This window comes from Actinomyces naeslundii (assembly GCF_001956585.1).
GTDB classification, from domain to species: domain Bacteria; phylum Actinomycetota; class Actinomycetes; order Actinomycetales; family Actinomycetaceae; genus Actinomyces; species Actinomyces naeslundii.
Genome location: NZ_MSRR01000008.1, coordinates 35,464 through 57,718, shown reverse-complemented (window position 1 = coordinate 57,718; position 22,255 = coordinate 35,464). Strand labels below are relative to the sequence as shown.

19 protein-coding genes are annotated in these 22,255 nt (G+C 66.9%); 5 read left to right on the top strand and 14 right to left on the bottom strand.

Features of this window, described 5'->3' with window-relative positions; genetic code table 11:
- Positions 1-216 precede the first annotated feature (216 nt).
- From pafA to BKH33_RS04590, 8 genes are all read right to left on the bottom strand, one after another.
- Positions 217-1,674 (bottom strand): Pup--protein ligase, encoded by a 1,458-nt coding sequence (gene pafA, locus BKH33_RS04625; RefSeq protein ID WP_076074493.1) that lies wholly within the window; start codon positions 1,672-1,674, stop codon positions 217-219.
- On the bottom strand, positions 1,671-1,913 hold the full coding sequence (locus tag BKH33_RS04620; protein ID WP_003779540.1) for a ubiquitin-like protein Pup: 243 nt from the start codon (positions 1,911-1,913) through the stop codon (positions 1,671-1,673). The genes pafA and BKH33_RS04620 overlap by 4 nt, the downstream gene beginning before the upstream one ends.
- A gap of 57 nt (positions 1,914-1,970) precedes the next feature.
- Positions 1,971-3,620, bottom strand: a complete 1,650-nt coding sequence (locus BKH33_RS04615) for a proteasome accessory factor PafA2 family protein (protein ID WP_003779583.1) — start codon at positions 3,618-3,620, stop codon at positions 1,971-1,973.
- Positions 3,617-5,329 carry a proteasome ATPase gene (gene arc, locus BKH33_RS04610; RefSeq protein ID WP_003779570.1) on the bottom strand — a complete coding sequence of 571 codons (1,713 nt, stop codon included), beginning with the start codon at positions 5,327-5,329 and terminating at the stop codon, positions 3,617-3,619. Before arc ends, BKH33_RS04615 begins: the two co-directional genes overlap by 4 nt.
- The gene (locus tag BKH33_RS04605) at positions 5,322-6,419 is read right to left on the bottom strand and encodes a tRNA (adenine-N1)-methyltransferase (protein ID WP_003779533.1); all 1,098 of its coding nucleotides are present in this window, start codon (positions 6,417-6,419) and stop codon (positions 5,322-5,324) included. Before BKH33_RS04605 ends, arc begins: the two co-directional genes overlap by 8 nt.
- A 30-nt stretch (positions 6,420-6,449) precedes the next feature.
- Positions 6,450-7,244, bottom strand: coding sequence for a family 1 encapsulin nanocompartment shell protein (locus BKH33_RS04600; RefSeq protein ID WP_003779548.1), 795 nt, complete (start codon positions 7,242-7,244; stop codon positions 6,450-6,452).
- Complete coding sequence (locus tag BKH33_RS04595) at positions 7,241-8,380, bottom strand: Dyp-type peroxidase (RefSeq protein ID WP_003779576.1); 1,140 nt, start codon at positions 8,378-8,380, stop codon at positions 7,241-7,243. The genes BKH33_RS04600 and BKH33_RS04595 overlap by 4 nt, the downstream gene beginning before the upstream one ends.
- Positions 8,381-8,530: 150 nt before the next feature.
- Positions 8,531-9,661 (bottom strand): zinc metalloprotease, encoded by a 1,131-nt coding sequence (locus tag BKH33_RS04590; RefSeq protein WP_076080420.1) that lies wholly within the window; start codon positions 9,659-9,661, stop codon positions 8,531-8,533.
- On the opposite strand from BKH33_RS04590, the gene BKH33_RS04585 reads away from it, so the two are divergent.
- The 4 genes from BKH33_RS04585 to BKH33_RS04570 all read left to right on the top strand — a co-directional run bounded on the left by BKH33_RS04585 (position 9,660) and on the right by BKH33_RS04570 (position 13,424).
- Positions 9,660-10,676, top strand: coding sequence for a RecB family exonuclease (locus BKH33_RS04585; protein ID WP_003783325.1), 1,017 nt, complete (start codon positions 9,660-9,662; stop codon positions 10,674-10,676). The genes BKH33_RS04590 and BKH33_RS04585 overlap by 2 nt on opposite strands.
- Positions 10,677-11,057: 381 nt before the next feature.
- Positions 11,058-12,143 (top strand): YeeE/YedE family protein, encoded by a 1,086-nt coding sequence (locus tag BKH33_RS04580; RefSeq protein WP_076142590.1) that lies wholly within the window; start codon positions 11,058-11,060, stop codon positions 12,141-12,143.
- 55 nt (positions 12,144-12,198) lie between these two features.
- Positions 12,199-12,420: a sulfurtransferase TusA family protein gene (locus BKH33_RS04575; protein WP_003783316.1), complete on the top strand. Its 222-nt coding sequence runs from the start codon at positions 12,199-12,201 to the stop codon at positions 12,418-12,420.
- Positions 12,421-12,443: 23 nt separating this feature from the next.
- On the top strand, positions 12,444-13,424 hold the full coding sequence (locus BKH33_RS04570; RefSeq protein WP_043539376.1) for an aldo/keto reductase: 981 nt from the start codon (positions 12,444-12,446) through the stop codon (positions 13,422-13,424).
- Between the two features lie 75 nt (positions 13,425-13,499).
- Here the strand turns inward: BKH33_RS04570 and BKH33_RS04565 are convergent, their stop codons facing one another.
- From BKH33_RS04565 to BKH33_RS04555, 3 genes are all read right to left on the bottom strand, one after another.
- Positions 13,500-13,808 (bottom strand): hypothetical protein, encoded by a 309-nt coding sequence (locus tag BKH33_RS04565; protein ID WP_043539379.1) that lies wholly within the window; start codon positions 13,806-13,808, stop codon positions 13,500-13,502.
- 72 nt (positions 13,809-13,880) lie between these two features.
- Entirely contained in the window at positions 13,881-14,981 is a 1,101-nt protein-coding gene (locus tag BKH33_RS04560; protein WP_003783330.1) for an NAD(P)/FAD-dependent oxidoreductase, read from the bottom strand.
- 48 nt (positions 14,982-15,029) lie between these two features.
- Positions 15,030-17,081: a M3 family metallopeptidase gene (locus BKH33_RS04555; RefSeq protein ID WP_043539380.1), complete on the bottom strand. Its 2,052-nt coding sequence runs from the start codon at positions 17,079-17,081 to the stop codon at positions 15,030-15,032.
- 124 nt (positions 17,082-17,205) lie between these two features.
- On the opposite strand from BKH33_RS04555, the gene BKH33_RS04550 reads away from it, so the two are divergent.
- The gene (locus BKH33_RS04550; protein WP_003783314.1) at positions 17,206-18,948 is read left to right on the top strand and encodes a pyruvate dehydrogenase; all 1,743 of its coding nucleotides are present in this window, start codon (positions 17,206-17,208) and stop codon (positions 18,946-18,948) included.
- A 22-nt stretch (positions 18,949-18,970) separates the two neighbouring features.
- Here the strand turns inward: BKH33_RS04550 and BKH33_RS04545 are convergent, their stop codons facing one another.
- Genes BKH33_RS04545 through BKH33_RS04535 form a run of 3 tightly spaced genes read right to left on the bottom strand, consistent with a single transcriptional unit; the run spans position 18,971 to position 22,210 of the window.
- Complete coding sequence (locus BKH33_RS04545) at positions 18,971-19,510, bottom strand: TetR/AcrR family transcriptional regulator (protein ID WP_003783324.1); 540 nt, start codon at positions 19,508-19,510, stop codon at positions 18,971-18,973.
- Positions 19,507-21,012, bottom strand: coding sequence for an MFS transporter (locus BKH33_RS04540; RefSeq protein WP_081395413.1), 1,506 nt, complete (start codon positions 21,010-21,012; stop codon positions 19,507-19,509). The genes BKH33_RS04545 and BKH33_RS04540 overlap by 4 nt, the downstream gene beginning before the upstream one ends.
- A gap of 55 nt (positions 21,013-21,067) precedes the next feature.
- Entirely contained in the window at positions 21,068-22,210 is a 1,143-nt protein-coding gene (locus BKH33_RS04535) for a bifunctional GNAT family N-acetyltransferase/nucleoside triphosphate pyrophosphohydrolase family protein (RefSeq protein WP_043539045.1), read from the bottom strand.
- Positions 22,211-22,255 lie beyond the last annotated feature (45 nt).

Genomic DNA, 22,255 nt, shown 5'->3' with positions numbered 1-22,255 from the left:
GGTGGACTGGGTACCGGCGGGTCGGGCCTGTGCAGGAGGTTGGGACAGTGCCGGGAGGTCCTGGGTCTGTGCCTCCTGCTGAGCCTGCTGAGCCCGTTCGAGCGCACGGCGCTGACGCCTGGTCAGGGGGGCGTCTGCTCCGGGATCGGGGGTGGAGGTAGTGCTCATGCTGCGTCTTCCGTCGGTCGCCTCGCCGGTGTGGTGAACGTGTGCCGCTCACACCCCGGCGGGGAGGTCGGTTGCCGAGTGCTCCATGTTCTCCAGGAGTGCGTCGACGCGCTCATCTGCAGCACAGAAGGGATCACTCAGGGTAACAGTCGGGGAGGCGCCGTCGTCGAGTCGAAGGCTCACCCAGTCGACCGTCAGGTCTCGGCGAAGGTCCTCGGCTCTGGCGACAACCGCACCACGCAGATGCGCGCGCGTTGTGGCGGGCGGGGTGTCGATCGCACGTCGGCAGGCCTCGTCATCAACGAAACGGCGTAGCATGCCTGCGTTCTCCAGGCGTTGGCACAGCCCCTGCTCAGGTGAGACGTCGTGATAGGCCAGGGTCAGCCGGGTCACCCGCGGATCAGTGAGGTCCGTACCGTGCAGCTGACAGTAGCGGGTGACCAGCTGGTGCTTGGCCGCCCAGTCCAGCTCCGTGGCCACGAGCTCGGGCTGCTGGAGACGGACGGCCTGGAGTCCCCGCTCCCAGAGGTCCAGAGCGGCGGCGTGCAGCTCGGTGACCTCGAGGTCTCCAGCGACGTGGTTACGCAGCCGATCGAGATGCTCGGCCTGCATCTCCAGCGCCGTCATGGTTCGGCCGTCGGAGAGCTCCAGGAGCGCGCCCCCGCTCAGGTCGTGGCAGGTGTCGCGGATGGCCCGTATGGGATCGGCCAGGGTCAGGTCGCTCAGGTCTCCCCCGCTCTCCAGATAGTCCAGGAGCAGGTCCATAGCCGCCACCTTGAGCAGGGTGGATCCCTGAGCGACATTGGAGTCCCCGACGATGACGTGCATGCGCCGGTAGCGCTCGGCATCGGCGTGCGGTTCGTCACGGGTGTTGATCAGTGGCCTGGCGCGGGTCGTTGCAGAGGAGACCGCGTCCCACATCTGGTCGGCCCGCTGGGAGAAGACGTAGCCCGAGTATCCGAGACCACCGGAATGGGGCGCGCGACGGGCCTCCGCGTCCGCGGTGATGTGACCGGCACCCACGAGGATCTGCCGGGTCACCAGGTGGGGAACAAGGGTGCGCGCGTCGTTCCAGAAGTCGCCGCGACGACGCACGAGATAGTTCTCATGGCAGCCGAAGCCATTGCCCTCGGCGTCGCGGTTGTTCTTCAGCAGGTGGATCCGTCCGGGAACTCCCGCTGCGGCCAGGCGGGCGTTGGCCTGCTGGGCCAGGTCCGCCATGACCAGCTCACCGGCGCGGTCCTGGGCGAGCAGATCCGCAAGACGGTCGCACTCGGCGGTAGCGAACTCCGGGTGGGAGCCCACGTCCAAGTAAAGGCGAGCGCCCCCACGGGTGAAGACATTCGAGGAACGTGATCGCTGAACCACTGGGTCGAAGAGCTCGCGAGCGGCATGGTCGGCGTCCAGGGGCGGCAGGCCGTCACTGGTGGGGGCGCAGGTGATGCCGTACTCGGTCTCCACCCCGAAGATGCGGCGCGCCGGGGGACGTGAGCCACTCATGCTCATTGGCCGCCCTTCTGGACAAAGCCTTGAACGAAGGCCGCAGCATTGGTCTCAATGACCGAGTCGATCTCATCGAGGATGCTGTCGATGTCACTGAACTGGGCGGCTGCTGCCATCTGTGCAGACCGCGCGGAGGCCGTCGTCGTTTTGGTGGAGACCGCCTCCTCGGTGTCCTCGAGGGCGGACTCGACGCCGGCGCGACGAACCTGCCCGTAAGACTGATTGGCGTGATTCGGCGTCATGTGGTGCTCCTTCACTCGTGCTCTCGAGCAACGCGTCGCTCATGGGCGCTGTGGGACTCAGTCTCTCTCAGGTGCCGCCCGACGACCAATTTCCTCCAGGATGGTCGCCGTCTCATCCGCTCCGACGGCGACGTCCTCGGGCAGACGCAGACGCAGCAGCTCAGGGGCACCTGGGACGTCGAGGACGAGACAGGTCCAGGAGGCGCCCACGATCTGGGGGAAACGGTTGATGGCGTGACCGCGAATAGTGGCGCGAGTGCCCTCGGGAGGAGCAGTGGCGGCACGCCGGACCTCGGCCTCGGAGACCAGTCGGTGGATCCGACCGGCGGCGTCGAGCTTGTCGATCACGGAGCGTCCCGGACGCAGATCGGCCCACTGGATGTCGAGAGCAGCCAGGCGGGGATCGTCCCAGCCGGTTCCCGACCGGCGGCGCATTCCCTCACAGAGCTCGTACTTGGCGACCCACTCCACGAGCTGGGCGGCCGGACCCGATCCGTCGCGGCGCCACTGCTCCAGGGCATCGAGGGTCTGTCCCCACAGGGCCAGGGCGCGCTGCGCCTCGGCGTCACCAGTACGTCTGACAGCCGGGGTGACGGCGTCCAGGAAGGTGCGCTGGATCACCAGAGCAGTTGTGGCCCCGCCCCTGGTGTTCAGCTCGTAGGAGAGAGTGGGGTCATGGGATACGGCCCAGTGCTCCTCGACGGGGTCACCGGTGAGCACCAGGCGCTCCAGCTTGCTCAGAGCGTCTCTGAACGCACCGGTGTCCTCGGCGTGGGCCTGCTCCAGGAACCACAGGAGCAGGTCGGTGGTAGCGACCTTGAGATAGATGGGGACGTCGAAGCGGTTGGCGTCGCCGTTGATGACGTGCAGACGACGCCAGCGCGCATCATTGGCGTGCGGTTCATCGCGGGTGTTGATGATAGGGCGGTTGAAGGTGGTCTGCAGGCCGATCTCGGACTCGACGTAGTCGGCTCGCTGACTGATCTGGAAACCGGGCCGCTCACTGCGCTGACCGACGCCGACCCTGCCGGCGCCCACGACGACGGGACGGGTGACCAGGAAGGGGATCAGGACCGCGGCCAGTTCTTCGAGCGGCAGGTCTCTCCGCACGAGGTAGTTCTCGTGCGAGCCGTAGGCCGCCCCCTTGCCGTCGACATTGTTCTTGTACAGGACGATCTCCGCCGGCGCTCCCGCGCAACGGTCACCATCGCTCAGACCCTCCATAGCGTTTCTGGCCACCACTTCCCCGGCCCGGTCCCAGACGAGGGCGTCGTGGGGGGTGAGGACCTCCGGTGAGGAGTACTCGGGGTGGGCATGGTCCACATACAGGCGAGCCCCGTTGACCAGAACCGCTGTCGCGGCATGCGGCAGAGCGGCCTCCGCAGCGCTGGGCCGGGCGCGTGAGCCCCAAGGAGCCGGCGGCGGGGCGTCACCTGACGGCGCCGGACGCGTGGGGTCGTCGGTGAGCTGACTGGGGTGGGCGACGGACCGCTGAAGTCTTCCGCCGCGCAAGTCGGCCAGAGGGTCCTCCCCCTCATAGTCCCATCGCACTGCGGGTACGTCGGCAGCGGTGCAGTAGGCCTCCACGACCTGGCTGGAGAGGGCCACGGGGTTGGCATAGGGGTCGCCCGGCCGCAGGATCCCGAACTCAGTCTCCAGGCCGACGGGGCGTCTCACCGGCCCCGGTTGAAAGCCGCTGTCACTCATATTCCCTCCCTCCCGAGCCTGCGAACGCCAAGGATCTTCGAGGTACGGGCACCGATGATCCGGGCCCACCCCTCAGGGGTGGTGGCTCCGGCGATCTCCTCGTTCTGCCGGGCCTCGAGCTCAACAGCTACGCGGAGCCTGTCCGCACTCAGGCCCCCGTCTCCCCCGGAGAGCTCGTCCTTGATGGAGGCCGTCTTGGCCCGGGAGACGATGGCGGCCAGCATTGCGCCGCTGGCCAGGTCGGCCAGGTGGAGAGTGCGAGTAGCGGCACCGCCTGAGGCCGCGTGCGCCTCGGTGATCTCCAGGACGGCGGTGTCCTGGTTCCGCGCGTAAAGCGTCTTGATGACGACGCGGCGCAGGGCGCACGCGGTGGCCTCGCGGTCTCCCCCGTGAGCCGCGAGCTCAGCAGGGGCCAGAGGCAGGTCGGCGGTGAGGTGCCGGGCGAGGATCTCCTCGGCCCCGCTCTCATCGGGCCGGTTGATGCGGATCTTCATATCCAGGCGCCCGGGGCGCAGGATAGCGGGATCGATCATGTCCTCACGGTTGGAGGCGCCGATGATGACGACGTTGCGCAGGGACTCCACGCCGTCGATCTCCGCGAGGACCTGCGGCACGATCATGGTCTCGACGTCGGAGGACACGCCGGTGCCGCGGGTGCGGAAGAGTGCCTCCATCTCGTCGAAGAAGATAACCACCGGCCGGTCCTCGGCGGCGGCCTTGCGGGCCTGGTCAAAGATGGCGCGGATCTGCCGCTCGGTCTCACCGACGAACTTGCTCAGCAGCTCGGGGCCCTTGATGTTGAGGAAGGCGGCCGAGCGGCCCTGCGTCGGGGCACGTCCAGATCCGGCCAGCGAGGTGGCGACGGCCTTGGCGATGAGGGTCTTGCCGCAGCCGGGTGGACCGTAGAGCAGCAGCCCCTTGGGCGCACGCAGCCCGTAGGCCTGGAAGAGCTCCGGGTGAGTGAAGGGCAGCTCGAGGGCGTCGCGGATCTGCTCGATCTGCGGCCCCAGTCCTCCGATATCCGCCCAGGAGACATCGGGAGTCTCTGCGACGACGAGCTGCTCGACGTTGGTGCGTTCGATGAGAGTCGTAGCGATGTCCGCACGCAGGTCGGCGGCCAGGGTGTCGCCGGGCTTGAGTCCCTCTTCGGTACCGGCAACGCGGCGCAGCGAGGAGGACAGGGTCAGGATTTTCGTGCCTCCTCCGCCGGTGCTCACCAGGACACGGGAGTCGTCGAGGGACTCCTCAAGGGTGACGGCCTCGCCGGTCTGGGGCTCGGGGAGGGTGGCGACGACGAGCATCTGGTCGTTGACCGCCACAAGCCGCCCGACCTTCAGCTCGGCGTCGTCCACACCCGGGTGGACGTGCAGGAGCATCTGGCGGCCGGAGAGGCTCACGGCGACCTCGCGCTCCCGAGTGGTGTCGTCTCCGGCCCGCTCGCCGTCACCGGCGTGGGAGAGGTCCTGTGTGCCGGGAATTGCGGTGAGCAGTCCCAGGGTGACCGGGGGCCGGGTGACGGCGTCGAGCTGCTGGCCCAGCTCGGTGATGCGCTCACGGGCGGTGCCCAGGGCGGCGACGAGGCGCTCGTTCTTGGAGGCCAGGCTGACGGCCTGGGCGCGGGCCTCGCGCAGCTGGTGACTGGTGAAGTCCTTGGCGGGCATGCCCAGCGGCTGCACCGTGTCGGCGCCGGCTGAAGACGGTTCAGACATGAGCGCTGTCCTGGGTGCGGTCGGCGGTCCCGTCCTGAACGACGGTGGCGTCGGTGGGCTGTTTGGCCCGGCAGTCGCGCAGGACACGACGGACCTTCTTGTCGGTGCTGGTGCGTTCCTTGACGTCGTTGGGCAGCCAGTAGCCGCCCTCGTCGTAGGCACCGCGGGCGGGCGGGCGCTTGCGGGTCAGGGGCCGAGAGCCTGCGGCCAGGCGACGGGCGGTCAGGAGGAACCCGGTGTGCGCCACCATGCGGTGGTCTGGGCGCACGGCCAGCCCGTCGACGTTCCAGGTGCGCACCATGGACTCCCAGGACTCGGGCTCAGTGAACAGCCCGCTGTGACGCAGGGCCTCCACGGTACGAGAGAGCTGGGTGACGGTGGCGACGTAGGCCAGGAAGAGCCCGCCCGGGGCCAGGGCCGAGGAGGCGGCCTCGACGTTCTCCCAGGGCGCGAGCATGTCCAGGACCACCCGGTCGATGCTGCCCGGTTCCACCCGGGCGGCAACGACCTCGGCGAAGTCCCCGGTGCACAGCTCCCAGGCGGGGTGGTGGCGACCGAACCAGGCGTCCACGTTGGAGGCGGCGATCCGGGCGAAGTCCTCGCGGCGCTCGATGGACAGAAGGTGGCCGCTCTCCCCGATGGCGGAGAGCAGGTTCATGGTCAGTGCGCCCGAGCCGACTCCGGCCTCCAGAACACGGGCGCCGGGGAAGATGTCACCCATGGCGATGACCTGTCCGGAGTCCTTGGGGTAGACCACCTGCGCACCGCGGGGCATGGAGAGCACGTAGTCGGCCAGGAGCGGGCGCAGCAGGAGCAGCTCGTGGCCGGTGTCGGTCTCGATGACGCTGCCCTCGTCCAGACCGACGACGTCACGGTGGCGGAAGGAGCCGCGCACGGACTGGAAGTAGCCCTGGGGGTCGAGCAGGAAGGTGTTCTTGCGGCCCTTGGTGTCGGTGACCTGGATGCGTTCGCCGTAACGGAAGGGCCCGCGACGGCCGGCCTGTCCCAAGATCTCTTGGGGAGCCGGACGCTGGTGCGGCTTCTCGAGTGAGGTCGCCGTGTGCTCGGTGTGCTCAGTCTGCTCGCTCATCAGGAGCGAGTGTATGACCGGTGCGCGGCCTCAGTGCGTCAGCACGACACTCGCCTCGGAGGTGTAAGGAAGGAAGGTGAGCGTCTCTTGGAGATAGAGCTCGATTGACTCGGCATCGTGTGAGAGATATCCGATGGACAGGTCCTGGCCGAGGTGCAGCTCATAGTCGCCGCCCCGCGTACTCAGCAGAACGGCGCCCTGAATGGCGGGAGCCCATAGGACCTCACCATCCAGGAGGCGATCGATGTGCTTGCGGATCGGGTATCCGTCATCAGTGGTCTCGGCGACGGCGGTCCACAGCTCGGCGGAGAGCAGGAGGGCGTATGGACCTTCGACTCCGGCGAGGCGGAGCTCCTTGAGCGCAGCAGCTACGGCGTCAGGAAGATCCTTCGGCTGCGGGAGCGATACGACAGGGTTGGAACTTGAGGGAATCAACCCCTCAAGGCCCGCGCTCGCCAGCCCATCGAAGACAATGCCGTCCTCAGCTCTGGCGATCTGAGCAACAGCGTCCTTAACGGGTTGCCAGTCGGAGTCCTGGGCTCCCCGGTCGACGGCATCGACGGCCTCGCGGCTAACCCGGAAGGGAACCCGCAGCTCGACGATCTGCCGGACCTGACGCTGGTGGGCCTGGACACCTTCGAAGGGGATGTCAACGCGTACCTGGTGGCCGGTGCGTACTGCCGCCAGATCCTCTCCGTCGGGTCCAACCACGTCGACGACACGTCGTCCGGCGATCCAGCGGATGAAGGTGCGCCGCGCCTCTTGGTCGATCTCGCCCCAGGCGGCCTCGGAGATGGGGGCGAGCTGTCGATGCAGGTTGTTCATACTCGGCCTTTCAGGTTTCCGATCCCAAGGGATCCGTCGGACGGTGCGGCAGTGGAGCCCGCACCGTTGCTGTGATCATCTGGTGTCTGGTCACGCGGCGCTTCAGAAGACGCATTGAACCCAAGACCTCTGGCGGCGCTCAGCTCAGTGGCGGGCTGGGTTGGGTCCTCCGGCCCGGCCTCAGGTCGGACGGCATCGTGCGCGTACTGGTCGGCGTCGTCGAGGAAAGCGGCCGGCGGAGCAAAGAAGAGGCATCCTGTCAGGGGCGTGGAGAAGTCGAGAATGCGGTCGTAGTTGCCTTCGGGCTCCCCCAGGAACATACGCCTGAGCATGAGCTCGGTGACGCGTGGGTCTGCGGCGTAGCTCATGAAGAACGTGCCCTGGTCCCCGGAGGCCTCACCGAAGGCGAGATTGTCACGTACGATCTGGAGCTCGTTGCCGTCGGCGTCCTCGATGGTATTCATGGTCACGTGACTGTTGGTGGGCTGCTCATCATCAGGAAGCTGGATGTCATCGAGCTTGGTGCGACCGATGACGCGTTCCTGTTCCTCGACGCTCAACGAGTCCCAGGCGGTGAGGTTGTGGATGTACTTCTGCTCAATGATGTAGCTGCCGCCCGCCCAAGCACCTTCGTCGATGAGCGCCGCTGCGACAGCCGCTTGCCCCCGCGGACTCTCGGTACCGTCGACGAAGCCCAGAGGGTCTCGATTGTCCAGGTAGCGAAAGGCGTGGACCTCATCGTAGGTGTCGACCACGGAGCCCAGTCGGCGCATGATCTGGCGCACCAGCTCAAAGCACATGTCGAGCGTTGAGGCGCGCAGGTGGAAGAACAGGTCTCCTGGCGTCGACGGAGCACTGTGCTTTCCTCCCTGAAGTTCCGTGAAATCGTGCAGATACTCAGGTCGAGGCACGTCGAAGAGACGGTCCCACATGCCTGCCCCAATGCCGACGACGCAGCTGAGCATTGTCTCGGGGTAACGGAAACCAACGGCCCGGGTCAGCCCGGATACACCAGTCAGCAGATCGATGACCTGGGCCTCGCCCCCACTCCGTATGGTCACGGTGAGGAAGATCGATGCCTTGGCCGGCGAAGCCAGGATCTCCTGAGAAAGGTCCTGAGAGTTGACGTCGCTCATTGGTTTCACCTTAGAAGATGACGCTGATACGGATGCCCGGAAGCATTTGATCCGAACTGAAGGTTATCATCCACAGTACGTTCGGCCCCGATGAGCTTGACAATCCTTTCGCATGGTCGGGCGGCTTAGTCATTTCAGTCGCGCTGCTCCTCAGCGCGCGCCGGTGGGAACGGCTCCGCTCAGGGTCCCTGAGTCCACCAGCACCAGCCAGCGCGAGACCTCTCGGGCTCGTTTCATGGCGTCGGCAGCCGCCTGACCGGTCAGCTCAGTCGTCACCGCCGCGGCGGGCAGCACCGTGCAGACCTGACCCGCGGTCACGCCGGCGACGGATGTGGGATCCGTCGTACCTGCCGTGTCACCCAGTCCGACCTCGTCGAGAGAGGCCGCGTCAATAGCGCCCACGAGCTCGGTGCCGTCAATCACCAGGATGAGGGCAGTCCCGTCTGCGAGCGCCTCGCGTGTCTGCGACAGGGACGTATCGGGTCCGACGACGTGCACGGGCCGGGACAGCTCGCGCAGGTCCAGCTTCGAGGCGGCTCGGGCACCTCCCCCGAGCTCGAGCACCTGCCAGCTGGAGGCCACGATCGACCAGCCCACCATGACGACCAGGATGAGGTTGAATGCGCCGGGCTGGCGCCCATACAGTACGAGTGGACGCAGAATCCACCACCACATGACGCCGCCGACCACGATGAGTCCGCCCCAACCGGCGGCCTTGAGACCGAGCCGGCGATTTCCGGTCACCTGGACCACGAGCGCTGCCAAGGCATAACCGCCATCGAGGGGAAGCCCTGGAAGAGCGTTGAAAACGGCCAGGGCCAGGTTGACCAGCGTCACGGCCCATACGGTGAAGGCCACGGGAACCGAGAGGCGCGCGAATTCCTGCACCAGCGTCCCAAGGAGCCAGATGAGCAGGTTGGTGGCTGGACCGGACAGGGATGTGGCCAGATCCTTCCACGCGGTCCACTCGCGTGCCGGCCCGAAGGACGTGCGTCCGCCCCACAGGTAGAGCTCGTAACGAGTGGGACGCCGTCCCATGAGAGTACCGGTCAGCCCATGGGCCAGCTCGTGCAGCAGGACCGAGGCGGCCACGCCCAGAACCGTGGCAACCACGACCAGCAGCACTGTCATAGTCCCGAAGGCTTCCAGGGCGGCGGAGACCAGCGGGTACCAGCTGCCGGCGATGAGCAGGCCGAGCAGGAGGGATGTCGGCGAGATGACAACGGGAGCACCACCGATACGGGCGATCACCCACTCGCCGGTCGATGAGGAGGCAGGCATGGGCGCGAGCCTAGCGCCGTCGGGAGCAGCTCGCCGCATCGGCTCGGAGGCCACAGCCGGTTCCCGTACCGGCCGCGGCGCACGCTGTGGAGCAGCCGCCTTCATGTCCGACGTCCTGTCATCTCCCCGCGGTAGCGTCACCCCCATGTCCACTGAGCCGCGCACCGCCACCACCTCCTCCGCCAACCGGCGCCGCGCCGCCCTGTCACCATCGCGGGCCAAGGACTTCATGCAGTGCCCGCTCATGTTCCGCCTGCGCACGGTCGACCGTCTTCCCGAGCCCGGTTCCCTGGCCACGCACAAGGGGACCGTTGTTCATGGTGTGCTGGAGCGTCTCTACGACCTGCCGCCCTCCGATCGCCGGCCCGAGGCGGCGCTTGACCTGCTGCCCAGCCAGTGGGCCTCCCACCGGGAGAAGAACCCGGAGGTCATGGGACTGTTCGAGGGCAGCGGCCAGGTGGAGACCTGGCTGGAGGAGGCCCGCGGGCTCATCCGGACCTACTTCACCCTGGAGAACCCACAGCGCCTGGAGCCGGCCGAGCGTGAGCTCTTCGTCCAGACCGAGACCGGCGACGGCCTGCTTCTGCGAGGCTTCGTCGACCGCCTGGACGTGGCGCCCGACGGCGCCATGCGCGTGGTCGACTACAAGACCGGCCGCAGCCCCGGCACGCGTTTCATGGAGGAGGCGCTGTTCCAGATGCGCTTCTACGCCCTGGTGCTGTGGCGCCTGCGCGGACAGGCGCCGGCCCGCCTCCAGCTGGTCTATCTCAAGGACGGGCGAGTCCTGACCCACGATCCTCGTCTGGCCGAGCTGGAACGGACCGAGACCCGCCTGGCCCACCTGTGGGACGAGGTCGAGGACTGCGCTCGCTCCGGGGAGTTCCGCCCCCGCCGCTCCCGGCTGTGCGACTGGTGCGCCTTCCAGGCCCAGTGCCCGTTATTCGGCGGCACCACGCCACATATGCCCGACGACGGAGTCACCCGCCTCCTGAGTGCCCGACGCACTGCCGCCTGATCTCGACCACCGTTCAGGAATTGCCACGGCGAGAAGCAGTCGGTTACAGTCCGTGGCGGTTGACAACCGTCGCCAACCACTTCCAACGGAGAAGCACATGAACGTCGCCCAGGCTCACACCGCCCGCACCGCTTTGCGCGGAGCCGGCATGTGTATGCGCTGCCTGGTTCGGCGTTCTGAGGCGGTCTCAGACAGATCGTTCTCTCCGGCTCCCAGCGCCCCTGAGACGGCGCCCCACTAGCCGCGCCCAGCCAGGCCTCCACCTCACTCCCCTACCGGATGACGTGGCCTGTCTCTAGTTCTTCTTTCGCCTGTGCTGCGTCACCGGTCCCCATGCAGGCTGCTTGTGCCTGAGAGCAGCAGCCGGACAAGGACCACACCGTGCCATCACCCACCATCCTTACCGGACTCATCGTTGGAGCCGTTCTCGGCTTCATCCTTCAACGAGGCCGTTTCTGCATCACCGGGGCCTTCCGCGACCTGTGGGTCTCCCGCTCCTGGCGCTGGTTCACAGCCTTCCTGCTGGCCATCGCCGTTCAGGCGGTCGGAGTCGCGGTCCTCACCGGCACAGGCTCCATCACACCCGAGATCCCCAGGTTGTCGGTGGTTGCCACCGTCGTCGGATCCTTCCTCTTCGGAGTCGGGATCGTCCTGGCCGGAGGCTGCGCCACTGGCACCTACTACCGCGCCGGTGAGGGCCTGGTCGGCTCCTGGTTCGCGCTCGTGGCATACGCCACCGCTGCGGCCGCGTCGAAGACCGGAATCCTGTCGGGAGTGACCACCTGGGTCAAGGGACTATGGGTCACCAACCTCACCACCATCCCCGCCTCCATCGGTGTGCCGGACTGGATCGGCGTCGTCATCCTGGCCGGAGTCACCGGCGTAGTCGTGCACCGCTTCGTCATCCTCGGGCGCAGCCGCCCCACCCAGGTCCAGCTGCCCGCACAGCGCACGGGCCTGGCTCACCTACTGCTGGAGAAGCAGTGGAACCCGCTGGTGACGGGACTCCTCGTCGGGATCGTCGCCATCATCGCCTGGCCCACGTCCTGGGCCTCAGGGCGCCCGGACGGGCTCGGAATCACGGCGCCGTCGTCGAACCTGGTAAACCTCATCGTCATCGGTGACCCCAAGCGACTCGACTGGGGCGTGCTCCTGGTCCTAGGAATTCTGTTCGGTTCCTACATCGCGGCCAAGGCCTCCGGGGAGTTCCGCGTCCGCGTGCCCAGTGCCCAGGTCATCCAGCGCTCCATCATTGGCGGCATCCTCATGGGCATCGGCGCCGCCTGGGCCGGCGGCTGCTCGATCGGCAACGCCCTGGTGCAGACCTCGCTCCTGTCATGGCAGGGCTGGACCGCCCTCGTCTTCCAGGTCCTGGGGGTCGGGGCTGCCTCCTGGTTCCTTCTCATCCGTCCCCGGCAGCGGCGTCGCGCCGAACGCGCCACCGTCCGCGTCCCCGCCAGCGTCTGACACTCACCACAGCCCACCGACGTCACGGCAACGCACGATAACCAAGGAGATACTCATGCGCACTGTTCTGGAGACCACCGGCCAGGTCTGCCCCTTCCCAGTCATCGAGGCGGAGGAGGCCATGGAGGACCTTGACACCGGCGACGAGCTCGTCATCGGCTTCGACTGCACCCAGGGCACTCAGACTCTTCCCGCCTGGGCTGCCGACAACGGCTACACCGTCACCGAGTTCGAGCGCACCGGCGACGCGGCCTGGACCATCACCGTCCGCAAGTAGGCTGAGCCGCTACGGTTAGGCCTATGGAGCACAGGAGACTCGGCCGGACCGGCCTGCGTGTGTCCTCCGTGGGCCTGGGCACGATGACCTGGGGGCGGGACACCGACGAGCTCGAGGCCAAGGAGCAGCTCGACATCTTCCTCGACACCGGGGGAACCCTCGTGGACACCGCGGCCTCCTACGGCGAAGGCGTCAGCGAGGAGGTCATTGGAGCGCTCCTGCGTGAGCACGTGGATCGTCAGGACCTCGTCCTGGTCTCCAAGGCCGGAGTACGTACCTGGCGCACCGGAGAGCGGTCCTCGGTGGCCGATGCCTCCCGCGGTTCCCTGCTGGACACGCTCGATACCAGCCTGGCCCGACTGGGCACCGACCACCTCGACCTGCTGCTGGTTCAGGTGCCGGATCCCAGCACCTGCCTGGAGGAGACGGCCCACGCCCTGAGCATGGCCGTCTCCTCCGGGCGTACCCGCTACGTGGGTATCGCCAACCATCCGGCATGGGCCTCGGTACGTATGCACGACCTGCTCAGCGAGAACGGTCGGGGTCCGGGGCTGGCCGCCGTCGAGGTGGAGCACTCGCTCCTCTCCCGGGGAATCGAGCGCGAGCTCGTGCCCGCCTCCCAAGCTCTGGGTTTCGGCATCCTGGGGTACGCGCCCCTGGGGCGAGGGGTACTCACGGGCAAGTACCGGGCAACGATCCCACCGGACTCGCGGGCCGCCTCACCGCACCTGCGCTCCTACGTCTCCCCCTACCTGGGCGACTCGCACCGGGGTGTCGTCGAGGCCGTGGCCACTGCAGCCTCGGGACTGGACCGCAAGCCGGCCGAGGTCGCCCTGGCCTGGGCCCGTGACGCCCCCGGGGTCGCCTCCACCATCGTGGGGGCGCGTACACCGGCTCAGCTTCAAGGCGTACTCTCGGCCGACGACCTGGAGCTTCCGGTTCAGATCCGCCACGCCCTGGACGAGGTCACCTCGTTACAGCTCGGCTACCCCGAGCGCTTCTGAGACTCGGAACAGTGCGGGGCCCGCGCACCTGGCGCGGGCCCCGTTGCTGAGCGATGGACTGCGAAAAGACCTCAGTCAGTCCTCGTCGTCGTACTCCTCGTCATCGTCGTAGTCCTCGTCCTCATCGTCGTCGTACTCCTCGTCATCGGCATAGTCATCATCATCGTCGTCCTCGTCATCGCCGTCGGAGTCGAAGGCCTCGAAGGGGAGCTCGATACCGTAAGCGGTGAACAGCGAGTCGTCGTAGGTGAAGAAGGCGTCCTGGAGAGCATTCTCAGCCGCGACCACGGCCGGGGAGAGCTCATCACCGGTTGCAGCAGCATCCAGATGCGCCTCGAAGGCGGCGATGAGTCGGTTGAGCGCGGACCGCGGGTCGTTCGTCATGTAGGACACACTACCGGCTCTCCCCCGCCCAGCACACAGGCGCAACTCAACACGGGGTCGCGTCGCCTCTGATTACGCCTCCTGCTCAATCCCCAGCTCTTGACGGATGAAGCCCAGGAAGAGGTCCTCCCCCTTGATCCTGCTGGTCTCCTCAGATCCGACGACGACGCGCACTCCGTCGCGCAGGATCTGCGAGGCGCCCCCGTCGGGGCCCAGGGGCAGGATGATCCGTTCGGTTCCGGGCGTGTAGGTCGTTCCGGGCTCCCGCCCAGCGATGAGGTCGGCGATGTTGCTGGCGACGACTCGGGCGTGGGCCCGGGCGGCATCGGCGCGCTTGGACTCGCGCACGTCAGTGATGTCGCCGATGGCCCAGACACCGGGGTGGTCCACGACGCGCAGGTACTCATCAACGCGGATGGTGCCGTCGTAGTGGCGCACCTCGTCGTAGTCCTCGCTGAGGAATCCGGTGGCGGCCGCCGAGCCGTAGGCGCGGAACCACATGTCCGCCTCCAGGCGGCGTCCTCCCTGGGTGGTGACCCGGAATGGGGAGAGCACGCCGACGTCGACGGGGGGCAGGAAGCCGAGGGAGTCACCGGTGATGATCTTTACCCTGCGCTGGGCGAGCTGGTCGGCAATGGCCTCGCGGATCTCCGGTTTGTAGTCACCGGCCGGGAGGATCTTGTCAGAGGTCTCCAGCATCGTGACCGCGATGTCCGGGAAGGCGGAGGTGATCTCGCCGGCCAGCTCGATGCCGACCGCTCCGGCTCCCACGATGAGCACCCGCGAGGCCTGCTCGAGATTGGCGTGAACGCGCTCGATACGGGCCTTGGCGATGATGGAGGAGGACTCCATGTGCTTGGCCGGGAAGGGGTACGCGGTTCCGGTTGCCAGCACCAGGTAGTCGGCCTCGATCGGCCCGTGACCGGAGACCTCGACGGTGGTGCCGCGCACGGCCAGCGCCGTGCCGTGGAGGACACTCCCATTGGTCAGGAGCCGGTCGTAGGGCAGGAAGATCTTCTCCGCCCAGTCCCGGTCGACGGCCGCCCGCAGCGCCGCGGCGTGGCTGACGAAGGTGTCCTTCTGCTCCACGAGGGTGACCTCGGCGACGTCGTCGAGGGCCTTGGCGACGGTGATGCCGCCGTACCCACCGCCAACAATGGTGACGCGAGCCATATTGTGTTCCTTCCAGTGATGATGAGGTGAAGACGCGGACCGTGTCCGTCAGGTCAGTCCACGGCGCTTGAGGAGGGGCAGGATGCTGGGTTCGCGCCCGGTGAAGGCGCGGTAGGAGACCAGGGGGTCCCGGGAGTCGCCACGAGCGAGGAACTCACGGCGGAAGGCATCCCCGGCCTTGCGGTTCAGGCCGAGATCGCCGTCGATCGCGCCGTCGGTGGTGAACCAGGCGATGGCATCGGCGTCCATGACCTCGCTCCAGATGTAGGCGTAGTAGGCCGCGCTGTAACCGCCGGCGAAGACGTGGGAGAAGTAGGTGGTGCGATAGCGCGGGGGCACGAGCGCGTCGTTGATCCCGGCCTCGGCCAGAGCCTGATGCTCGAACTGCTCGACCTGGCGGACGTCCCGCGGGACCTCGTCCGGGGTGAGCGTGTGCCAGGCCTGGTCGAGCAGAGCCGCTCCCAGGTATTCCGTGGTGGCGTAACCCTGTCCGAAGGTGCCTTGGCCGCGCAGCTGCTCGGCCAGCTCTGCGGGCAGAGGCTCGCCGGTGTCCACGTGGCATGCGTAGCTGGACAGCACCTCGGGGTGAAGGGCCCATTTCTCGTTGAGCTGGCTGGGGAACTCGACGACGTCCCGAGGCACGGCCGTCCCGAAGGCTGAGGGATAGCGGGCCTCGGAGAGCAGGGCGTGCAGGGCGTGTCCGAACTCGTGGAAACAGGTGATGACCTCGTCCCAGGTCAGCAGGGCCGGACCGGAGGTGGGCTGCTCGATATTGCAGCAGTTGATGACCACTGGCCTGCGGCCGGCGAGGGCCGAGCCGGTGACGAGGCTGTCCATCCAGGCGCCTCCGGACTTACCGGCTCGGGCGTAGTAGTCACCGACGAAGAGCCCCAGAACCGGCGCCTCCGGCTCCTCGCCGTCGCGCACCTCCCAGACCCGGACACCCGGGGCATACATGTGCTCGGCCAGGTCCTCGCGCTCGTGGAAGGTGATGCCGTAGAGACGGTTCGCGGCGTAGAAGACGCCCTTGGTGACGACGTTCCACAGCTCCAGGTAGGGGGCCAGGATCTCGTCGTCGACGCCGAAGCGGTCCTTGCGCTCTGCGGCCTCGTAGAAGGGCCAGTCGGCCGGGCCGAAGGTCTCCCCCACCTGGGTCCGGGGATCGCTGTCCATGCGGGCGGCGTAGACCTGGGCGTCGCGTCGGGCATTGGCCATGGCGGGAGGAGTGAGGCGGGCCAGCATCTCGGACACCGCCTCAGTGGTTCGTGCGGCCGACTCGGCGGCCACGAGGCCGGCGTGGTGCGGGTAGCCCAGAAGGGCGGCCCGTTCGGCACGCAGCGCGGCGAGCTCCAGGACGATACCCCGGGTGTCGCCGGCGTCGTCCTGCTCGCCCAGCCCTCGGCTCATGGACCTTTCCAGAAGGGCGGCTCTGGCGCCGTGGGCTCGGGTGGTGGCGAGGGCCGGCGGAACCGTGACGTTGGTGACCTCAGCGGCATGCATGGCCTCGGTGGCCAGGACGGAGAAACGCATCTTGAGCGTGTTGACACGGGCGTTGATCGCCTTGAGCGCATGCGCGTCGGACTCATCCAGGCCGACGCCGTTGCGTTCGAACTCCTCAACGGTCAGGCGGATGAAACGGGCGGCCTCGGCGTCGATGACGGTGCCGTCGGCGTCACGCGTCTCCTCGCCATCGGGGGCAGCGGCGACAAGGTCATCAAGTGTCTTGAACCGCTCATAAAGACGTGAGTCGAGATGGTAGGCGTCGGAGTGCTCCGCCAGCTCGGGAGCGAGCGCCTCCTCGAGCTCATCGAGGTCCGGGCAGTCGGTGGCGGAGGTCAGGGCGTCCAGTACCGTCAGCGCCCGCTCCAGCAGCTCACCGGATCGCTCCAGGGCGTTGACGGTATTGGCGATCGTGGGTTCGGCCTCATTGGTGGCGATCGCCTCCCACTCCTGGCGCTCGGCGGCCATCCCGGCACGGATGGCCGGTTCGATGTCGGCGTGGTCCACAGCCGTGAAGCCGGGCAGGCCAAGGTCGAGCGGCCATGGCTTGGCGAAGACGTTCGACTCCGGGAGGTCGGTGCCGTCGGTGGTCTCGCTCATGGGCCCATCGTGCCATGTACGGATGGTCTTCTCGTTCACAACAGGCCATCAATTCTAGGACTATGGTCGCACTGGGCGTAGTCTGATGAAGTCACTCGAATGCAGGACTTCTAGGGAGAAACGCATGAATGTTGCAGAACAGCTCGTGGCCCAGCTCGTCGATGCCGGCGTCCGCAGAATTTACGGCATCGTAGGGGACTCCCTCAATCCCATCGTCGACGCCGTCCGTAAGACCGGCGGTTCTGCCAAGGGTGGGATCGATTGGGTCCACGTACGCCACGAGGAGGCCGCCGCCTTCGCTGCCGCAGCCGAGGCGCAGCTGACTGGCGAGCTCTCCGTGTGCGCCGGCTCCTGCGGTCCAGGCAACCTTCATCTCATTAATGGCCTGTACGATGCGCAACGCTCGGGCGCCCCGGTGCTGGCGATCGCCTCGCATATCCCCAGCGTTCAGATTGGCCAGTCCTACTTCCAGGAGACCCACCCGGATCGTCTGTTCAACGAGTGCTCCGTCTACTCTGAGCTCATCTCCACTCCCAAGCAGGCTCCGCGTGTGGTCAACGCAGCAATCCGCCACGCTGTCAGCCTGGGCGGCGTGAGTGTGATCACATTGCCAGGAGATGTCTCCGACGAGAAAGCCACAGCCGCCATTCCCGAGTATTCCAAGGTCCGGCCGGCCATCCTGTCACCTAACCCTGCTGACGTAGCTGAGGTGTCCGCCCTACTCAACAAATCGCGGAAGGTGGCGATCTTTGCAGGTGCCGGCGTCAAGGGTGCCCATGACGAAGTCATCGCCCTGGCCGACCTGCTCAAAGCACCGATCGGCCACTCGTTGCGCGGCAAGGACTTCATCCAGTACGACAATCCTTACGACGTCGGCATGACGGGGCTCTTGGGATACGGGGCCGCCGCCGAGGGCATGAAGGACGCCGACGTGCTGCTTCTGCTGGGTACCGACTTCCCCTACGACCAGTTCCTACCGGAGACCACCACTGTCCAGGTAGACAATCACGCCGAGAAGCTGGGACGGCGCACCGACGTCTCCCACCCGATTCACTCCGACGTCATCCCCTTCATTGAAGCTCTCCTACCGCATATTAAGAAACGTCGCTCCGACGCATTCCTCAAGGCTCAGCTCAAGAAGCACGCCAAGATCATGAAGGCGCCCATTGGCGCCTATACGCGCAAGGTGGACAGGATCAAACCCATTCACCCCGAGTATGCCGCCCACGTGCTCAACGAGGTCGCCGCCAAGGATGCGATCTTCACCGCGGATACTGGCATGTGCAACGTGTGGACCGCACGCTACATCGATCCTCTGGGTACACGCCGACTCATCGGCTCCTTCCTGCACGGCTCTATGGCAAACGCCCTTCCCCATGCCATTGGTGCGCAGGTCTCCCACCCGCACCGCCAGGTGATCTCCGTGTCCGGCGACGGCGGCCTGTCCATGCTCATGGGAGAGCTCGTGACCGCCCGTATGCACAACCTGCCGATCAAGGTCGTAGTCTTCAACAACTCGACTCTGGGCATGGTTAAACTTGAGATGCTGGTCAATGGTTTGCCAGACTTCGGTACTGATGTCCACGACGTCAACTATGCCGGAGTGGCACAGTCGATCGGCTTCCACGCCGAACGCGTTGACGATCCAAGAGACTTGCGCAGGGCATTTCAGAAGGCCTTCGACGTCAATGGCCCAGCACTGGTGGAGATCATCACCGATCCCAATGCCCTGTCGCTGCCACCGGAGATCACGGGTGAACAGTTGATCGGATTCGCCACAGCAATGAGCAAGATCGTCCTTAATCGCGGCGCGGGCGAGGCCGTGAGCATGGCGACGTCGAACATGCGTAACATCCCCCGCTTCTAGGAAAGCCTGTCACTGCTATCCACTATCCACGGGCGTGCTCACCGCGGGCCAGGGAAACGATGAGCTCGGCGATCTCGAGATCGTCGGGGTCCTGGCTGTCACTGTCAACGGCGCGGTTGGCCCACCATCCGTCCACGGCCAGCAGCGCCACGCGTTGCATGGCAGTGAGCTCACGGATCTCACCCACCCACTCCCGGCGCAGCGTGTTCCAGGTCTCCTTGAGCATCTCCGCCTCCGGCGTGGCCGAGAGCATGAAGCTGACCTCGCCGGGCAGGATCTCGCCGTCGAGGACTGAGCGAGTCAGTGCCTCGATGCGCTCAGTCCGGCTCGCCTCCTCCAGGGGCCCGCCCAGCGCAGCCAGGGCCTCAGTCCGCCACCGCTCCAGGAACGCTGCCGCGATCCCCTCCAGGAGCTCGTTCTTGGTGCGGAAGTGATAGATGACTCCGCCGCGGCTCAGACCAACGTGCTCAGCCAGGGTGTCGAAGGTGAGCGCATCGAAACCGTCACGGTGGGCGAGCTCGAGCGCCCCCGTGATGATGCGGTCCCGTTTCGAGGTTCTCATGAGCTCTCCTCACTCGCCGCTGGAACATGACGCGCAGCCATCACACCCGCGAACAGGAGGATACCGGCAGCAATCACGGCGGTGGTCTGCATGGCGCGGGTGAATGCCTCCCGGGCCTGAACCATCAGCTCGGCCTGCCCGGGGTCACTCGGATCGATGACACCCGCCAGGGTGGCCAGGGACTGCTCAGCGGCGTCGGCGACCCGCCCCGGGAGCCCCGAGGGGGCCTGTCCGAGCAGGAGCCGGTAACCGACATCCTGAATCGTGCCGAGCACCGCGATCCCCAGGGCCACTCCCAGTTCGAGTCCGGTCTCGGAGATGGCGGAGGCCGCTCCGGCGCGGTCCGCCGGTACCGCCCCCAGAACCGCTCCGGTGGAGACCGTGAAGGCCAGGCCGATGCCTGCACCGATGATGAGCAGACCGACGCAGATCACTACGATTCCGCCGTAGGACTCCCCCAGAGCGACCACAACCAGCCCCACCGCGGCCATGAGCAGGCCGCTTCCCAGCGCCCGACCGTTGCCGAGTCGGCGAACCACCGCGGCCACGACCGCGACAACGACGATGGAGGCCAGTGATGCGGGCACCTCGGTCAGGCCCGCTCGGAGCGTGGAGTAGCCCCGAACGAGCTGGAGGTACTGGGAGAAGAAGTACAGCAGACCGGCCAAGGCGAAGATCGCCAGGACAGTCGCCGCAATCGCCCAGGTGAACGCGGGGCGGCTGAAGAGCTCGACGTCGATCAGTGGTGTTTCCAGAGTGCGCTGACGCCTGACGAACAGCCATCCGGCGGCGAGGCCGCCCACCAGCGCTGCTACCGCAACGGCCGTCAGGCCGTCGTGGGCGAAGGACTTGACGGCGTAGGTGATCGGCACGATGGCCAGGACCGACAGGACCGCGGAGGCCAGATCAACCGGGGCGCCCTGCTCGTTCTTGGACTCCGGCAGGAGCCACAGGCCCGTGACGATGACGGCCGCCATGACGGGAACGTTGATGAGGAAGACGCTGCCCCACCAGAAGTGCTCGAGCAGGACTCCGCCAACCAGCGGCCCCAGGGCGGTGCCGCCGGAGCTGCCGGCGGACCAGATGGCGATGGCGGTGGTGCGGTGGCGGACATCGGGGAAGATGTTGCGTATGAGGGAGAGGGTGGAGGGCATGATTGTGGCGCCACCGACGCCCAGCAGGGCTCGAGCGGCGATGAGGGCTCCCGCGCTCGGCGCGAAGGCCGCCATGATGCTGGCGGCCCCGAAGCCGAGCGTCCCGACGAGCAGGAGGCGTCGCCGACCGATGCGATCGGCGACATTACCCATGGTGACCAGTAGGCCGGCCAGGGTGAAGGAGTAGATGTCGCCGATCCACAGCAGCTGGCTGGCCGTCGGGCTCAGGTCGGTACTCAGTGAGGGGATTGCCAGCGCCAGTACCGTGGAGTCGATGGCCAGCAGGGTCACGGCCAGGGTCAGGACGGCCAGGGCCGCCCAGGCACGAAGTCCGGGGGTACGAGTCATGGCCATAACTTTACTATACGTATAGTAAAGTTATGGCTGTGTCGATGTTCTCTTCTCAGCGCAGGCGCCGATGGCGCAGCACCTCAGCCACATCGGGTGCGAAGTAGCCCGGTCCCTTGAGCACCTTGCCGTCCTCGCGGTAGACCGGCTTGCCATCAGCACCCAACTTGGACATGTTGGAGCGCTGAACCTCGGCGAGCACGGCCGCCAGGTCGATCCCGGTCTCCAGGGCCATGCCGTAGATGACGTAGATAAGGTCCGCCAGAGCGTCGGCGGCCTCAACGGTGTCACGAGCGCCGTCATCGGCGGCCACGGCGCGGCGGTAGCCCAACTCGACCTCGGTGTGGGCCGCCTGCCCGTAGACGGCACCGACGAGCTCGGCGAACTCCTCGGCGATGAGACTCATACGCATGTTCAGGCTCTCGCGCTCAAGGCTGGCACCGTCGGTCTGGACGGGAAGTCCGTAAATGCGGTGGAAGCGGCGCACAAGAGCCTCAGGATCATCCCCCTCACGCTCTCCGACGCCGTTGTGCGCCACGAGGGGAACAACGCCGCCCGCGTCGATAGGACCATCCCAGGGGGCTTGCGGCTCACGAGGGTCTTCGGGAAGCAGGGTACCGACCCAGCCATCGTGGAGCCGTCCGTCCGTGAGCAGAAAGCGGCGTACTCGCCCCTCGCGCTGGAAGCCGAGGGACCAGGCGACCTTCCAGGAGGCCCAGTTGGGCACCGGGCCGCGGCCTGAGTCATGAATGTCGCAGCGCCACCGCAGTGCCGACAAGCCCAGAGGGCCGTCCGGATCGAAGGCGGTGTCGATGAGGACGGCGACAACGCGGGTCATGGTGCCACGCCCCCGCGCAGCCGCGGTGAGCCAGTAGCCGATCTCTCCGGTCCGAGCGCCTTCGGGGCCGCTCAGGGTAATGCTGAGCATGCCCACCAGGGCCGGCGATGCGTCGTCGTCGCCGACTTCACGTACCGCCCAGGTGAGCTCACCCCCCTCGCTCCAGCCATCAGCAACGATCCGCTCGACGAAGACCTGCGCGTCACTGCGCTGGTAGCCGCGGGGGATGACGGTCCACTCCTGGATGTCGGCCTCCTGGCAGATCTCAGCGATGCGGTCGATGTCGTCGCCGGTCGGAACCGACAGGACAAGAGCGGGCAGCCCGGCATCCGCAGGAACAGTCATCTCAAAGGGATCCATGGGAGACGATGCTAACGCCTCCCCCGTCTGCGCTCCTGATGGATT

Coding starts and splice junctions, on each gene's coding strand:
- BKH33_RS04615 (WP_003779583.1), bottom strand. CDS start 3,620: ATGAGTGACAGCGGCTTTCAACCGGGGCCGGTGAGACGCCCCGTCGGC.
- BKH33_RS04600 (WP_003779548.1), bottom strand. CDS start 7,244: ATGAACAACCTGCATCGACAGCTCGCCCCCATCTCCGAGGCCGCCTGG.
- BKH33_RS04555 (WP_043539380.1), bottom strand. CDS start 17,081: ATGAGCGAGACCACCGACGGCACCGACCTCCCGGAGTCGAACGTCTTC.
- BKH33_RS04620 (WP_003779540.1), bottom strand. CDS start 1,913: ATGACGCCGAATCACGCCAATCAGTCTTACGGGCAGGTTCGTCGCGCC.
- pafA (WP_076074493.1), bottom strand. CDS start 1,674: ATGAGCATGAGTGGCTCACGTCCCCCGGCGCGCCGCATCTTCGGGGTG.
- BKH33_RS04560 (WP_003783330.1), bottom strand. CDS start 14,981: ATGGCTCGCGTCACCATTGTTGGCGGTGGGTACGGCGGCATCACCGTC.
- BKH33_RS04550 (WP_003783314.1), top strand. CDS start 17,206: ATGAATGTTGCAGAACAGCTCGTGGCCCAGCTCGTCGATGCCGGCGTC.
- BKH33_RS04545 (WP_003783324.1), bottom strand. CDS start 19,510: ATGAGAACCTCGAAACGGGACCGCATCATCACGGGGGCGCTCGAGCTC.
- arc (WP_003779570.1), bottom strand. CDS start 5,329: ATGTCTGAACCGTCTTCAGCCGGCGCCGACACGGTGCAGCCGCTGGGC.
- BKH33_RS04570 (WP_043539376.1), top strand. CDS start 12,444: ATGGAGCACAGGAGACTCGGCCGGACCGGCCTGCGTGTGTCCTCCGTG.
- BKH33_RS04605 (WP_003779533.1), bottom strand. CDS start 6,419: ATGAGCGAGCAGACTGAGCACACCGAGCACACGGCGACCTCACTCGAG.
- BKH33_RS04565 (WP_043539379.1), bottom strand. CDS start 13,808: ATGACGAACGACCCGCGGTCCGCGCTCAACCGACTCATCGCCGCCTTC.
- BKH33_RS04535 (WP_043539045.1), bottom strand. CDS start 22,210: ATGGATCCCTTTGAGATGACTGTTCCTGCGGATGCCGGGCTGCCCGCT.
- BKH33_RS04540 (WP_081395413.1), bottom strand. CDS start 21,012: ATGACTCGTACCCCCGGACTTCGTGCCTGGGCGGCCCTGGCCGTCCTG.
- BKH33_RS04595 (WP_003779576.1), bottom strand. CDS start 8,380: ATGAGCGACGTCAACTCTCAGGACCTTTCTCAGGAGATCCTGGCTTCG.
- BKH33_RS04590 (WP_076080420.1), bottom strand. CDS start 9,661: ATGCCTGCCTCCTCATCGACCGGCGAGTGGGTGATCGCCCGTATCGGT.
- BKH33_RS04585 (WP_003783325.1), top strand. CDS start 9,660: ATGGGCGCGAGCCTAGCGCCGTCGGGAGCAGCTCGCCGCATCGGCTCG.
- BKH33_RS04575 (WP_003783316.1), top strand. CDS start 12,199: ATGCGCACTGTTCTGGAGACCACCGGCCAGGTCTGCCCCTTCCCAGTC.